Here is a 13,593-nt window from a genome sequence, read left to right on the forward strand (position 1 = left end):
AAACCAATCTTGCTGATTGCTCATTAGGAAAACTGATGTTCGATTACAAATTGCTTTCCGCCCTGGCGGCGGTCGTCGAGCAAGCCGGTTTCGAGCGGGCCGCCCAGGTACTGGGGCTGTCGCAATCGGCGATTTCCCAGCGCATCAAACTGCTCGAGGCGCGGGTCGGCCAGCCCGTACTGGTGCGTGCCACGCCGCCTGCGCCGACCGAGATCGGTCGCCGCTTGCTCAACCATGTGCAACAGGTGCGTCTGTTAGAGCGTGACCTGCAAAGTTTGGTACCGGCACTGGATGAAGAGGGCCTGCCCGAACGCCTGCGCATCGCCTTGAATGCCGACAGCCTGGCGACGTGGTGGGCAGCGGCTGTGGGCGATTTCTGCGCCCGGCATCATCTGTTGCTCGACTTGGTGGTAGAAGACCAGACCGTCGGCCTCAAGCGCATGCGCGCTGGCGAAGTGGCGGCGTGTGTTTGCGCCAGTGAGCGTCCTGTGGCTGGCGCCCGCAGCGTATTGCTGGGGGCCATGCGTTATCGGGCCCTGGCCAGTCCGGCGTTCATAGCCAGGCATTTCCCCGATGGCGCGCGCGCTGATCAGTTGGCCCATACGCCGGCACTGGTGTTTGGCCCGGACGATTTCCTGCAACACCGCTACCTCGCGTCCCTGGGGGTGGAGGGCGGTTTCGAACACCATCTGTGCCCGTCGTCCGAAGGATTCATCCGTCTTGCCGAGGCCGGCCTCGGCTGGGGGCTGGCGCCGGAGCTGCAAGTGCGTGGGCAACTGGAACGAGGCGAGCTGGTGGAGCTGTTGGCAGATAAACCGATCGATGTGCCGCTGTACTGGCATTATTGGCGCAACGGCGGGCAGTTGCTCGGTTCATTGACCGAACAGTTGATTCAATCCTCCCGGCAATGGCTGGTGCCTTGGGAGCCGCAATAGACGTCAAGCTGCAACTAAATAAGCAGCGCACAGATTAATTTGCAGGTTGTAGCTCGAGGCTCGTAACCGCATTTCTTAGGAGCATTCATGAAAATTCTGGTCACCGGCGCGAGCGGCTTCATCGGCGGGCGCTTTGCGCGTTTCGCCCTGGAGCAAGGCCTGGATGTACGGGTCAACGGTCGCCGGGCCGAGAGCGTGGAGCACCTGGTGCGGCGCGGTGCACAGTTTGTCCAAGGGGATCTGAGCGACCCGCTGCTGGCCCGCGATTTGTGCCTGGATGTCGAGGCCGTCGTGCATTGCGCCGGCTCCGTGGGGCTTTGGGGCCGCTACCAGGATTTTCACCAGGGCAATGTCCAGGTGACGGAAAATGTCGTCGAGGCCTGCCTCAAGCAGAAGGTTCGCCGCCTGGTTCATCTGTCCTCGCCGTCCATCTACTTCGACGGCCGTGATCACCTCGGGCTGACCGAAGAACAAGTGCCCAAGCGCTTCAAGCACCCCTACGCCGCCACCAAGTACCTGGCCGAGCAGAAGGTCTTCGGCGCCCAGGAATTCGGCCTCGAAGTGCTGGCCCTGCGCCCGCGTTTCGTGACCGGCGCCGGTGATATGAGCATTTTCCCGCGCCTGTTGAAAATGCAGCGCAAGGGGCGCCTGGCCATTGTTGGCAACGGGTTGAACAGGGTGGATTTCACCAGCGTGCAAAACCTCAATGAAGCGTTGCTCAGCAGCCTGCTGGCGACCGATTCAGCCTTGGGCAAGGCCTACAACATCAGCAACGGGGCACCGGTTCCGCTGTGGGACGCGGTCAATTATGTGATGCGTCAGATGGAAGTCCCACAGGTCCGGCGTTATCGTTCCTACGGCTTGGCTTACAGTGTCGCGGCCTTGAATGAAGGTTTCTGCAAGCTGTGGCCGGGCCGCCCCGAACCGACGCTGTCGCGCCTGGGCATGCAGGTCATGAACAAAAGTTTCACCCTGGACATCAGCCGGGCGCGGCATTATCTGGATTACGATCCGCAAGTCAGCCTGTGGACCGCCCTCGATGAATTTTGCGCTTGGTGGAGGGTCCAAAATGCCCGCTGATCGGCCCGTCATGAACCGAGTGTCATGTTCGGGGTCAATCGGTGCGGCGGGCGAGGGGGTTATACTCGCCGCATCACGCCATCACCGGTTTCTCAAAGGTTGAATCCATGCCCATGCGTAACGATGCCAACGACGACTTCGATGATGTACCGAGCCTGCGGATGCGGGCCGACATTCCCGATGACGATGATTTCCTGCCCAACCGCCAGCCCCACGTGCAAGCGCGCCCGGCGCCCGTGGCTGCGGCCAAGGTCAAGGGTCCCAGCACCGGGCCGCTGTGGGCATTGGTCGGCGCGCTGCTGTGTGCGTTCGGTTTCCTGGCCTGGTGGAGCTTCCAGCAGATTTCCATGATGGAGCAGCAATTGGTGGCTACCCAGGAAAGCTTCGCCCGGATCAGTGAAGATGCGGCGGGGCGCCTGCAGGAGTTTTCCGGCAAGGTCGTCGCCGGTCAGTCCAATGTGATGAGCGACAGTGAGGCCTTGAAACTGCAGATCAAGCAGTTGGAAAGCAAGTTGCAGGATCAGGGCAAGCAATTCGACAACAAACTGCTGGAGCAGTACAAGCAACAGCAAGCCACCTTCGGCCCGTCCGCCGACCTGGACAAGGAACTGGCCCAGCTCATTGCCCAGGCCTCTGAACAGCAGAACACCAACACTCAACTGCAAGCGGCCAACAAGGAGCTCCAGGCCCAGGTCAAGACGCTGGCGACTGAAGTTACCGCCCTGAAAAGCCAGGGCGAGGGCGGTGCCCTGGATGCCCAGCTCAAGAGCATCGGCGCCGACATCACCGCCCTGAAAAGAGCCACCTCCAATTCTGCCATCGACCGTCTGGAACAGGACGTGATCGTGCTCAAGAGCCAGCAGGATAAGGGTGGCAACACCGCCGAGTTCGACGCCTTTCGCGGCCAGGTCACCCGTAACATCAACACTTTGCAAGCGCAGATCCAGCATTTGCAGCAGCAGCTCAACGCTCGGGCTCAGTGAGCCAGTGAAAGTGAGCGTGCCTGCGATAGCGCAGGCCAGTGGCATCATGGGTGAATGTGCCACCGCCATCGCGAGCAAGCTCGCCCCCACCAACGCGGTCCAGTGTGGGAGCGAGCTTGCTCGCGATAGCGCCATCTCAGTCAATGTCCATATCCACTGATTTCCCCCAGCAATCCCCTGAATACTCGTACATCACCCCACGCCGTCTACGCTCTTGAAACACCAACAAGAACGAGGGGCATGCGTATGGGTTTTTTTCACAGGATGGCCTGGCTGGGCGCAATGCTTGTGCTGGGGTTGGCACCGGTTCACGCCGCACCGCCCGACGATGGCCAGGCGGCCCGGACACTGCTGGAAAAGGCCTTGGCTTACTACCATGACAACGGTGACAAAGCGCTTGCCGCCTTCAGTCGTCAAGGGGAATTCGTCGACAAGGATCGCTACGTCTTCGTGGTGGACACCCAGGGTGTGATGCTCGCCAGCGGCGGGCCTTCCTCGGCGCTGATCGGGCGAGACGTTTCCGAAGTGTTGGGACCGGATCTGCGCAAAGCCTTCAAGGACGCCTTGAAAACCCCCGAGGCCAGTGGCATCCAGCAAGCCGAGTACCGTTGGCAGAACTGGGCGGATGGCAAGGTCGAGCGCAAGCATGTGTATTTCCAACGCGTCGGCGAGCGAATCCTGGCCGTCGGCTACTACCTGCCACGGGCCTCTGCCGAGCAGGCCAGGGCCTTGCTCGACAAGGCTTCGAGCGATTTACTGAAAAACGAAAAAGCCACGCTGACGGCGGTTAACTCCCTTAAGGGCGGTTATCTGCAGGATGACTTGTATGTCTTTGTCGTCGATCTCAATACCCGGCGCTATGTCGGCCACGGCACCAACCTGCGATTGATCAATACCGACTTCGCCAAGGTCAAGGACCCCGATGGCAAGCCAGTGGGGGAACCGATCCTGGCCATGATCGGCAAGCAGGACGTGGGGGAGTATGAATATCGCTGGAAGAACCCGGTGACCGGCAAGGTCGAGGACAAGCACGCGTACCTGAAGAAGGTCGGGCATTTCCTGGTGGCGGTGGGGTATTACAGTCCTTGAGGCTGGCACCGAGGCGCGTGTATATGTGGCGAGGGGATTTATCCCCGTTGGGCTGCGCAGCAGCCCCATAATCCATCAACCAACACGATCATCAGTTAGAACGCAGAGGGTTGCTGCGCAACCCAGCGGGGATAAATCCCCTCGCCACAGTGATCATGTCTCCGGTCTAAACAGTTCTGTGTATGGCAGGTTCCACAAAAAAAGGCCCGCATCGCTGCGGGCCTTTTTTCGGGTTGCTGCGGCAATCAGCCCGCTACCAACACCCGAATCGCCTCCAGGCGCAACGCGGCCTTCTCAAGCATCGCCAGGCCCTGCTCACGCTGTTGGCGCAGGGCCACCAGTTCGCTGTCGCGCACGGTCGGGTTGACCGCTTGCAGGGCGGTCAGGCGCGCCAGTTCCTCGTCGGTATCGGCGGCCAGGCGGCGCTGGGCCTCGGCCACGCGTTCGGCATGACGCGGGGCGATTTTCTCTTCACCGGCGTTGATCCGTGGCGTCAGTTGGTCGCGCTGGGCCTGGATGAACTTGTTGGCGCTGGCACGGGGCACGCTTTCGAGCTGGTCGTTCAGGGTTTCGAACGAGACCCGGGCGGCCAGGTCGTTGCCGTTGGCGTCCAGCAGGCAGCGCAGGGCGGCCGGTGGCAGGTAACGGCCCAGTTGCAGTGAGCGTGGGGCTACCACTTCACTGACGTAGAGCAATTCCAGCAACACGGTGCCAGGCTTGAGGGCCTTGTTCTTGATCAGCGCCACGGCGGTGTTGCCCATGGAGCCGGACAACACCAGGTCCATGCCGCCTTGCACCATCGGATGCTCCCAGGTGATGAATTGCATGTCTTCGCGAGACAGCGCCTGGTTGCGGTCGTAGGTGATGGTCACGCCTTCGTCGTCGCCCAGCGGGAAGCTGGCGTCGAGCATCTTTTCACTTGGCTTGAGGATCAGGGCGTTTTCCGAGTGGTCCTCGCTGTCGATGCCGAACGCGTCGAACAGGGTTTCCATGTAGATCGGCAGGGTGAACTGGTCGTCCTGCTCGAGAATGGCTTCCACCAGCGCATCGCCTTCACCCGCGCCGCCGGAGTTGAGCTCCAGCAAACGGTCGCGGCCGGTGTGCAGCTCAGCCTCCAGGCGCTCGCGTTCGGCGCGGGCCTCGTCAATCAGCGCTTGCCACTGGCCATCGTCGGCTTCTTCCAGCAAGGGCAGCAGGCGCGGGCCGAACTGATGCTGCAAGGCGTTACCGGTCGGGCAGGTGTTGAGGAAGGCATTCAGGGCTTCGTGATACCACTGGAACAAGCGCGCTTGCGGGCTGGTTTCCAGGTACGGCACATGCAGCTCGATGGTGTGTTTCTGGCCGATCCGGTCCAGACGGCCGATGCGCTGCTCCAGCAAGTCCGGGTGGGACGGCAGGTCGAACAGCACCAAATGATGGGCGAATTGGAAGTTACGGCCTTCACTGCCGATTTCCGAGCAGATCAGCACCTGGGCGCCGAATTCTTCGTCGGCGAAATAGGCTGCCGCGCGGTCGCGCTCCAGGATGTTCATGCCTTCGTGGAACACCGTGGCCGGGATGCCGGAACGCACGCGCAGGGCGTCTTCCAGGTCCATGGCGGTTTCGGCGTGGGCGCAGATCACCAGCACTTTAGTGCGCTTGAGCATTTTCAGCGTGTCGATCAGCCACTCGACCCGCGGGTCGAAACGCCACCAGCGCTCTTCTTCGCTGGCGTCCGGCTGGGCCTGGAAGCTGACTTCCGGGTACAGCTCGGCATGATCGCCCAACGGCAGCTCGAGGTATTCGTCCGGGCAGGGCAGCGGGTAGGCGTGTAGCTTGCGCTCCGGGAAGCCCTGCACCGCGGCGCGAGTATTGCGGAACAGCACGCGGCCGGTGCCGTGGCGGTCCAGCAATTCGCGGACCAGGCGGGCACTGGCTTCGACATCGCCGTCATTGACGGCGGTCAGCAAGGCTTCGCCTTCGTTGCCCAGGAAGCCGTGGATGGTCTTGTGGGCTTCGGGCGAGAGACGGCCCTTGTCCAGCAATTCCTGCACGGCTTCGGCCACCGGGCGATAGTTTTCGCTCTCGGCGCGGAAGGCCTTCAGGTCATGGAAGCGATTGGGGTCCAGCAGGCGCAGGCGGGCGAAGTGGCTGTCCTGGCCCAGTTGTTCCGGGGTCGCGGTCAGCAGCAGCACGCCCGGGATCGTCTCGGCGAGCTGTTCGACCAAGGCGTACTGCGGGCTGACCTGGTCTTCGTGCCAAACCAGATGGTGAGCTTCGTCGACCACCATCAGGTCCCAGCCGGCGGCGAACAGCGCGTCCTGGGCCTTCTCGTCGTCCACCAGCCACTCCAGCGCCACCAGGGCCAACTGGGTGTCTTCGAACGGGTTGCTGGCATCGCTTTCGATGAAGCGTTCTTCGTCGAACAGCGCGACTTGCAGGTTGAAACGCCGACGCATTTCCACCAGCCACTGATGCTGGAGGTTTTCCGGCACCAGGATCAGTACGCGATTGGCACGGCCGGAGAGCAGTTGACGGTGGATCACCAGTCCGGCTTCGATGGTCTTGCCCAGGCCGACTTCGTCCGCCAGCAACACCCGTGGTGCGATGCGGTCGGCCACTTCACGGGCAATGTGCAACTGGTGGGCGATTGGCTGTGCGCGTACGCCGCCCAGGCCCCAGAGCGAAGACTGCAACTGGCGACTGGTGTGCTCCAGGGTGTGGTAGCGCAGGGAGAACCAGGCCAGTGGGTCGATCTGACCGGCGAACAGACGGTCGCTGGCCAGGCGGAACTGGATGAAATTCGAGAGCTGGGTTTCCGGCAGGGTGACGACTTCGTTCTGCCCATTGAGGCCGTGGTAGACCAGCAGCCCATCGACATCATCGACTTCGCGCACGGTCATTTTCCAGCCTTCGAAGTGAGTGATCACATCGCCCGGGGAAAACCGTACACGGGTGAGCGGCGCATTCCGTAGCGCGTACTGGCGGGTGTCGCCAGTGGCCGGATAGAGCACGGTCAACAAGCGGCCGTCCTGTGCCAGAACGGTGCCTAAACCCAGCTCGGCTTCGCTGTCACTGATCCAGCGTTGCCCCGGTTGATACTGCTGCGCCATGCTGCCTGACTCCCGCCTTGAAAAAGCCGGTTATCTTAACGGAAGGAACCTTCAGACCAAAGGATTTACGCACGCTGATTCATTACCGACGACACGGAACTTAAGCTTGCCCTGCGATCAAACAAGCTCCGCCCCGGGGATTGCAGCAATGCCAACTGGGTCACAAGTTTCAGACCGGCGGTTCAAGCTGCCACTATCCTAGCCGACAACCTGAAGACAGGAGACCTTTATGTTGCCACCCATGCTCCCTTTGAGCGCCGTACCCATCACCGCTCAACAGGATCCGGTTCGCCAGCGACCGGACATACCGCCCGTGGTCCCGGTGCAGCAGAGCTCTAACGAAAGCACCATCGACCTGCAAAATCGCGACCCGGAAGAGGCCGCGCTGCTGTTGCGCGAAGAACAGCGTCGCCAGCAGGAGCGCCAAAGGCGCCGCCGCGAGGCCGATCAAGACCCTGAAGAACACCTAGCCGTACCGGGTACCGAACTCAATGCCGACAACACCGTGCCGGTGGTGCCGCTGATAGACGAAGAGTCCCGCCAGGGCCTGTGGGTCGATATCCAGATCTGATTCAGGCGTTTGCCCTCCCGCACAGGCTGGTCAACGCCGCCAACAGCACGCATCATGGGCACACCGCAATTCACTGCACGATGCCCACACGCCATGAGCCAAGACGACAAGCTGATCGACCTCAGTGCCGAGCGCGCCAAGCGCGTTCACGACCTCAATGAAAAACGCCTCAACGAAGTCCGTCAGGCTTTCGAACAGGCCATGCCTTTGGGCAAGCCCAAGAAAAAGCCGAAAAACAAACCGAAAAAGCGCTGAACCCCCCTCGATTTATTGATGCAGATCAGTTGTTTTCCCACCTTCGCGCCCCGTTGCGGGCGTTATTGACCCCGGTCAATTTTCATCCAGGCCTGATTGGTTAACTTGAACCCATCGCAACAGGGGCAAGACCAGGAGGTCGGTCATGTTTTTCGATAATGTGGTGTTTGCCGGGGTGTTGACGGTCGGCCTCATGTTCGTATTTTTCGCAGGCTTTGGATTATTCATCTGGAAAGACGCACACAAGCGGAAAAAACCGTAGGTCTTTCCGGCTACAACGAGCACGCAAGGCATTTTGGGCGACTTCGGTCGCCCTTTTTTTTGGCGATTTTTCAGGCCTACACCGAACTCCTGTGGGAGCGGGCTTGCTCGCGAAAACGGTGTGTCAACCACTGTACAGGTAGCTGACCCAACGCCTTCGCGAGCAAGCCCGCTCCCACAAGGAAAGTGGTGGTTTTGGGCATAAAAAAAGGTGCGACCCGCAAGGATCGCACCTTTTTTGTAAGCCGCGGGAATCAGCTACCCAAGGCCTTGGACGCCAGCCAGAACAACCCGGCCGACAGCGCCACCGTTGCCGGCAGGGTCAATACCCAGGCCAGCAGGATGTTGCGCACGGTGCCACCTTGCAGGCCGCTCTTGTTCGCGACCATGGTGCCAGCCACGCCCGAGGACAGTACGTGAGTGGTGGAGACCGGCAGGCTGAAGATGTTCGCCATGCCAATCATGCACGCGGTGGTGATCTGGGCCGACATACCCTGGGCGTAGGTCATGCCTTGTTTGCCGATCTTCTCACCGATGGTGAGCACCACACGCTTCCAGCCGACCATGGTACCCAGGCCCAGCGCCAGGGCGACCGCCAGGATCACCCAGAACGGGGCGTATTCGGTGGTACCGGTCAGGTCCTTGCGCAGCTTGTTCAGGTCGTCTTTTTCACGGGCGGCCAAGCCAGGCAACTTGCCGACCTTCTTCGCCGTGTCATCCAGGCAGAGCAGGTAGCGACGTACTTCGATACGGCTTTCAGACGGCAGCGAATGGTAGTCCGCCACACCTTTGAGGGTGCTGAGCAGCGCGTCGATGGTGGGTTCGGTCTGTTGCGGGTTGCAGCGGAATTTCTCCGGCAGATCGCCTTCCACGCTTTTACCCAGAGCCAGGAATTCCCCCAGGGATTCGCTGTTGCGCTGGTAGAACTGGCTCAGGTGCAAGGTCGCATCGCGGGTCCGTTCGATCTGATAGGTAGTGCTGCTCAGGTCGAGGACGAACTGCGAAGGCACGATGCCGATCAGCACCAGCATGATCAAGCCGATACCTTTTTGACCATCGTTGGAGCCGTGGACAAAGCTGACGGCCATGGCCGAGATCACCAGCACCAGGCGGTTCCAGAACGGCGGGTGTTTCTTGTCGTCGATCTTGCGGCGCTGCTCCGGCGTCTTGTGCATCTTCGACAGCGGACGCCACCACTTCAGGCCGATCAGCACCAGGGCGGCGATCAGGAAGCCGGCCATGGGCGAGAACACCAGGGAGGCGCCGATATCGATCGCCTTCTGCCAGTTCACCCCGTCGGCCAACGGGATATCGTTGATCAACGCGTTGGCCAGGCCCACGCCGAGGATCGAGCCGATCAAGGTATGGGAGCTGGACGCCGGGATACCGAAGTACCAGGTGCCCAGGTTCCAGGTGATGGCCGCTGCGAGCAGCGAAAACACCATGGCCAGCCCGTGTCCGGTGTTCACATTGATCAGCAGCTCCACGGGCAGCAGGTGAACGATGGCGTACGCCACCCCCACGCCGCCCAGCAGTACACCGAGGAAATTGAACACACCGGAAAAGAACACCGCCAGATGGGGCGGCATGGCTTTGGTGTAGATAACAGTGGCAACCGCGTTAGCGGTGTCATGAAAGCCGTTGATGAACTCGAAGGCGAGGACAAAAGCCAGGGCGAGCAAGAGGCTCACAAGCACCCAAGCATCCAGTCCGCTGAATAAATCGATCATGAAGGTTTTCTGACCCGGTCGTAAGGGGGCGCGATTATGCCAGAAAACCTTGGCAATCGATGCATTGCCTGCTCATCGGTAACATTCTTCAACGAAATAATTTGTAGGAAAGCCTCTGGTGCCAGGTTTTCCGCGGGGTACGTAACCCTTTGATTCAGGGGCGCAAAGCGCACCCGAACAGGATCGTCGCAAGCTGACGAGCGCCTCACGCGGTTGTATGAAATATCTGAAAGAAGGTCGGCCATAGACGCTTCCCAGCCGTCGGGCGGGGAAAGGATGGCGGCCCGCTCATGGCGGGCGTGCACTACGGTTTCCAGCCTGGGTGGCGACCGGAGACCTCTTCACAAGAACATCTGGCCCAGAGCGTCACTGCTCTTCGGCTTTGAGTTCTTTTTCCATCTTCTGGAGTTCCTGGGTGAAGGCCTGGTCCTGAACGGTGGCGCGCTTACGCCAGGGTTTGCGTTCCGGTTCAGGTTGCGCGGCGTAGGTGGTGATTTCCCCGCCGTAAACTTCCTTGTAACGTTGTTCCTGGCGCTCAAGTTCCGCGCGCAGTTCGTCTTTCGTCACAGTTCTACCTAATTAATTGAAATTGAATCTGGTGATACGCACTGCATGTAGACATGCAGACGGCCACGGCACCAGAGCTGACAGCTGACGTAGCATCAGGGCTTCGTGTTGTTGCCAATACAGGGGAAGCGATCCTTGAAGATGCTTCGGGCACCACGGTATAAACCACGGCGCCTGCGTATGGGAGCGGTCGATTGGCCGCACCGTCGCTGAATTGCATTATAGCGGTCTAGCTGAATAACACTATCGGGAAAAATTTAAAGGGCCTGCTGTTGTGTGAGTCGATGTTTGTATGTCCAAACTTGTGTCAATGAGGTTTCAGAAGATGCTGGCGAGTGCCGGTATCCTGATACCGTTCAAGGCGACAAGTTCAATATCGCCCGCATTCTTCACCTCAAACCGCTGCCACTGTCGCTCAACTTGTTATCGCGAGTTCGCCGGCTGGCGACAGGATTGCGATTATCGGTCGTTGGTTCGATAATCGAACGCTGTTGGCGGTCCGGCTCTTGTCGATCCGTCAGGCAGCCGCTTGTAATAGCCGTCATTCCCGGGGAAGGACCAGACATGAACGACCAATTGCGCAATGCCTTCACTTCAGTCGCGCCACCGATCGTCGCCTCGCCGGCCAAACGGATCCAGGCCCTGACCGGTGATCCCGACTTCATGACGTCCCTGGCCCGCGGGTTGGCCGTAGTCCAGGCCTTCCAGGAGCGCAAGCGGCACCTGACGATCGCCCAGATCAGCCACCGCACGGAAATTCCTCGCGCCGCCGTCCGGCGTTGCCTGCATACCTTGATCAAGCTTGGCTACGCCACCACGGACGGGCGCACCTATTCGCTGCTGCCCAAAGTGCTGACCCTGGGGCACGCCTATCTGTCCTCGACGCCCCTGGCCGTTTCCGCCCAGCCGTACCTGGACCGCATGAGCGAACAATTGCACGAAGCCTGCAACATGGCGACGCTCGAAGGCGACGACATCCTCTATATCGCCCGGTCCGCCACCACCCAGCGCCTGATTTCGGTCGATCTATCGGTTGGCGGGCGTCTGCCAGCCTATTGCACTTCAATGGGCAGGATTCTCCTGGCCGCCCTGGATGATGCATCGTTGCGTGACTACCTCGACCACGCCGACCTGCAAGCCAAGACCAGCCGGACCTTGCACACCCCCGAAGCGTTGCTTGAGTGCCTGCAACAGGTACGGCAGCAGGGCTGGTGCATCGTTGACCAGGAACTGGAGCAGGGCCTGCGTTCGATTGCCGTGCCGGTCTACGACGCTTCCGGCCAGGTGGTAGCGGCACTGAATGTCAGTACCCACGCCGGACGGGTCAGCCGCAATGAGTTGGAACAACGCTTCCTGCCCGGTCTGTTGGGGGCCAGTCGCGACTTGAGCGCGCAGCTGTTCACTTAAGCTGTTCGATAAACGCACACAGTCAGCGGCGATGAATTGACGGTCTTTGCCTGGCCTCATTAATGTCGCGCAGCGTCATCCGGCGAGTTTCGCCGGTCTCTGTCCGTTCGCCTGCGTTTCTTGCGTGGAATAAAAATAAAATGAACCAGCCCCAGACCTCCGTAGGCTCCTGCCTCGATGTGCAGTCCTTCATCAATGCCCAGCCCATTTCGCGCTACCAATGGCGGGTGGTGATTCTCTGTTTCCTGATTGTCTTCCTCGACGGCCTCGATACGGCGGCCATGGGTTTCATCGCCCCGGCCCTGTCCCAGGATTGGGGGATCGATCGCGCCAGCCTTGGCCCGGTGATGAGTGCCGCGCTGATCGGCATGGTCTTCGGCGCGCTGGGTTCCGGGCCATTGGCTGACCGCTTCGGGCGAAAAGTCGTATTGGTGGGCGCGGTCCTGCTGTTTGGCGCATTCAGCCTGGCGTCGGCCTACAGCACCAGCGTCGATCAATTGTTGGTGTTGCGCTTCCTCACTGGCCTGGGATTAGGCGCCGGGATGCCGAACGCTACCACCTTGCTCTCGGAATACACCCCGGAGCGCAAGAAATCCCTGTTGGTGACCAGCATGTTCTGCGGCTTCAACCTGGGCATGGCCGGCGGCGGGTTCATCTCCGCCAAGCTGATCCCGGCGTTCGGCTGGCACAGCCTGTTGCTGATCGGCGGGATCCTGCCATTGATCCTGACGGTCGTCCTGCTGTTGTGGCTGCCGGAGTCGGCGCGTTACCTGGTGGTGCGCAATCGCGGCAGCGACAAAGTGCGCAAGACCTTGGCGCCGATCGATCCGGCCATCGTCGCCCAAGCGGCGAGCTTCAGTGTGCCGGAACAGAAAACCGTGAAGGCCCGCAACGTGCTGGCGGTGATTTTCTCCGGCACCTACAGCGTCGGTACGTTATTGCTGTGGCTGACCTATTTCATGGGCCTGGTGATCGTCTACCTGTTGACCAGTTGGTTGCCGACCCTGATGCGCGACAGCGGCGCGAGCATGGAACAAGCTGCGTTTATCGGTGCGTTGTTTCAGTTTGGCGGCGTGTTGAGCGCTGTCGGGGTGGGCTGGGCGATGGACCGGTTCAATCCGCACAAGGTCATCGGCCTTTTCTATCTGATGGCCGGGCTGTTTGCCTACGCGGTGGGGCAGAGCCTGGGCAACATCACCTTGCTCGCCACGCTAGTGCTGGTGGCGGGCATGTGTGTCAACGGCGCGCAATCGGCGATGCCATCCCTGGCCGCGCGTTTCTACCCGACCCAGGGCCGTGCCACCGGTGTGTCGTGGATGCTGGGTATCGGTCGTTTCGGTGCAATCCTCGGCGCCTGGATGGGCGCGACCCTGCTGGGCCTGGGCTGGAATTTCGAACAGGTCCTGACCGCCTTGGTGATCCCGGCGGCCCTGGCGACCACGGCGGTGGTGATCAAGGGCATGGTCAGCCATGCGGATGCGACCTGAGTTATTCACCTGCACGAAACCCTGAGTCCATACCTGTGGCGAGGGAGCTTGCTCCCGCTGGGCTGCGTAGCAGCCCTAAAGTCAGGGTCGCTTCGCGCCCCAGCGGGAGCAAGCTCCCTCGCCACGGTCTCTGTAT

12 protein-coding genes are annotated in these 13,593 nt (G+C 60.8%); 9 read left to right on the top strand and 3 right to left on the bottom strand.

Annotated elements, in window-relative coordinates; translation table 11 throughout:
• Positions 1–35 precede the first annotated feature (35 nt).
• The 4 genes from PSH86_RS06675 to PSH86_RS06690 all read left to right on the top strand — a co-directional run bounded on the left by PSH86_RS06675 (position 36) and on the right by PSH86_RS06690 (position 4,087).
• Positions 36–935, top strand: a complete 900-nt coding sequence (locus tag PSH86_RS06675; protein WP_109755779.1) for a LysR family transcriptional regulator ArgP — start codon at positions 36–38, stop codon at positions 933–935.
• Between the two features lie 87 nt (positions 936–1,022).
• Positions 1,023–2,015, top strand: coding sequence for an NAD(P)-dependent oxidoreductase (locus PSH86_RS06680; protein ID WP_305488758.1), 993 nt, complete (start codon positions 1,023–1,025; stop codon positions 2,013–2,015).
• Positions 2,016–2,122: 107 nt separating this feature from the next.
• Positions 2,123–2,998, top strand: coding sequence for an ATPase (locus tag PSH86_RS06685; protein WP_163855047.1), 876 nt, complete (start codon positions 2,123–2,125; stop codon positions 2,996–2,998).
• 246 nt (positions 2,999–3,244) lie between these two features.
• Positions 3,245–4,087: a cache domain-containing protein gene (locus tag PSH86_RS06690; protein ID WP_305488761.1), complete on the top strand. Its 843-nt coding sequence runs from the start codon at positions 3,245–3,247 to the stop codon at positions 4,085–4,087.
• A 245-nt stretch (positions 4,088–4,332) separates the two neighbouring features.
• Here the strand turns inward: PSH86_RS06690 and rapA are convergent, their stop codons facing one another.
• The gene (gene rapA / locus PSH86_RS06695) at positions 4,333–7,179 is read right to left on the bottom strand and encodes an RNA polymerase-associated protein RapA (RefSeq protein WP_109755783.1); all 2,847 of its coding nucleotides are present in this window, start codon (positions 7,177–7,179) and stop codon (positions 4,333–4,335) included.
• A gap of 229 nt (positions 7,180–7,408) precedes the next feature.
• Between rapA and PSH86_RS06700 the strand changes: the two genes are divergently transcribed.
• From PSH86_RS06700 to ccoM, 3 genes are all read left to right on the top strand, one after another.
• Positions 7,409–7,750: an aspartate-semialdehyde dehydrogenase gene (locus PSH86_RS06700; protein WP_109755784.1), complete on the top strand. Its 342-nt coding sequence runs from the start codon at positions 7,409–7,411 to the stop codon at positions 7,748–7,750.
• A gap of 93 nt (positions 7,751–7,843) precedes the next feature.
• Entirely contained in the window at positions 7,844–8,005 is a 162-nt protein-coding gene (locus PSH86_RS06705) for a hypothetical protein (RefSeq protein WP_003184513.1), read from the top strand.
• Between the two features lie 145 nt (positions 8,006–8,150).
• Positions 8,151–8,267: a cytochrome c oxidase subunit CcoM gene (gene ccoM, locus PSH86_RS06710; RefSeq protein ID WP_025212288.1), complete on the top strand. Its 117-nt coding sequence runs from the start codon at positions 8,151–8,153 to the stop codon at positions 8,265–8,267.
• A gap of 253 nt (positions 8,268–8,520) precedes the next feature.
• Here the strand turns inward: ccoM and PSH86_RS06715 are convergent, their stop codons facing one another.
• Both PSH86_RS06715 and PSH86_RS06720 read right to left on the bottom strand, forming a co-directional pair.
• The gene (locus PSH86_RS06715; RefSeq protein ID WP_109755785.1) at positions 8,521–9,996 is read right to left on the bottom strand and encodes an inorganic phosphate transporter; all 1,476 of its coding nucleotides are present in this window, start codon (positions 9,994–9,996) and stop codon (positions 8,521–8,523) included.
• Between the two features lie 366 nt (positions 9,997–10,362).
• A complete protein-coding gene (locus PSH86_RS06720; RefSeq protein ID WP_003198635.1) occupies positions 10,363–10,563 on the bottom strand; it encodes a hypothetical protein in 201 nt (66 codons plus the stop codon).
• A 564-nt stretch (positions 10,564–11,127) separates the two neighbouring features.
• On the opposite strand from PSH86_RS06720, the gene pcaR reads away from it, so the two are divergent.
• Both pcaR and PSH86_RS06730 read left to right on the top strand, forming a co-directional pair.
• Positions 11,128–11,970 carry a pca regulon transcriptional regulator PcaR gene (gene pcaR, locus PSH86_RS06725; RefSeq protein WP_003184507.1) on the top strand — a complete coding sequence of 281 codons (843 nt, stop codon included), beginning with the start codon at positions 11,128–11,130 and terminating at the stop codon, positions 11,968–11,970.
• A gap of 140 nt (positions 11,971–12,110) precedes the next feature.
• Positions 12,111–13,457 (top strand): MFS transporter, encoded by a 1,347-nt coding sequence (locus PSH86_RS06730; RefSeq protein ID WP_163855045.1) that lies wholly within the window; start codon positions 12,111–12,113, stop codon positions 13,455–13,457.
• Positions 13,458–13,593 lie beyond the last annotated feature (136 nt).

Source organism: Pseudomonas sp. FP2300, assembly GCF_030687595.1.
GTDB classification, from domain to species: domain Bacteria; phylum Pseudomonadota; class Gammaproteobacteria; order Pseudomonadales; family Pseudomonadaceae; genus Aquipseudomonas; species Aquipseudomonas bijieensis.

What these genes read in the sequence shown, in the direction of transcription:
- PSH86_RS06690 (WP_305488761.1), top strand. Translation starts at nt 3,245, where the DNA reads ATGGGTTTTTTTCACAGGATGGCCTGGCTGGGCGCAATGCTTGTGCTG.
- rapA (WP_109755783.1), bottom strand. Translation starts at nt 7,179, where the DNA reads ATGGCGCAGCAGTATCAACCGGGGCAACGCTGGATCAGTGACAGCGAA.
- PSH86_RS06700 (WP_109755784.1), top strand. Translation starts at nt 7,409, where the DNA reads ATGTTGCCACCCATGCTCCCTTTGAGCGCCGTACCCATCACCGCTCAA.
- PSH86_RS06715 (WP_109755785.1), bottom strand. Translation starts at nt 9,996, where the DNA reads ATGATCGATTTATTCAGCGGACTGGATGCTTGGGTGCTTGTGAGCCTC.
- PSH86_RS06675 (WP_109755779.1), top strand. Translation starts at nt 36, where the DNA reads ATGTTCGATTACAAATTGCTTTCCGCCCTGGCGGCGGTCGTCGAGCAA.
- pcaR (WP_003184507.1), top strand. Translation starts at nt 11,128, where the DNA reads ATGAACGACCAATTGCGCAATGCCTTCACTTCAGTCGCGCCACCGATC.
- PSH86_RS06705 (WP_003184513.1), top strand. Translation starts at nt 7,844, where the DNA reads ATGAGCCAAGACGACAAGCTGATCGACCTCAGTGCCGAGCGCGCCAAG.
- PSH86_RS06680 (WP_305488758.1), top strand. Translation starts at nt 1,023, where the DNA reads ATGAAAATTCTGGTCACCGGCGCGAGCGGCTTCATCGGCGGGCGCTTT.
- PSH86_RS06730 (WP_163855045.1), top strand. Translation starts at nt 12,111, where the DNA reads ATGAACCAGCCCCAGACCTCCGTAGGCTCCTGCCTCGATGTGCAGTCC.
- ccoM (WP_025212288.1), top strand. Translation starts at nt 8,151, where the DNA reads ATGTTTTTCGATAATGTGGTGTTTGCCGGGGTGTTGACGGTCGGCCTC.
- PSH86_RS06685 (WP_163855047.1), top strand. Translation starts at nt 2,123, where the DNA reads ATGCCCATGCGTAACGATGCCAACGACGACTTCGATGATGTACCGAGC.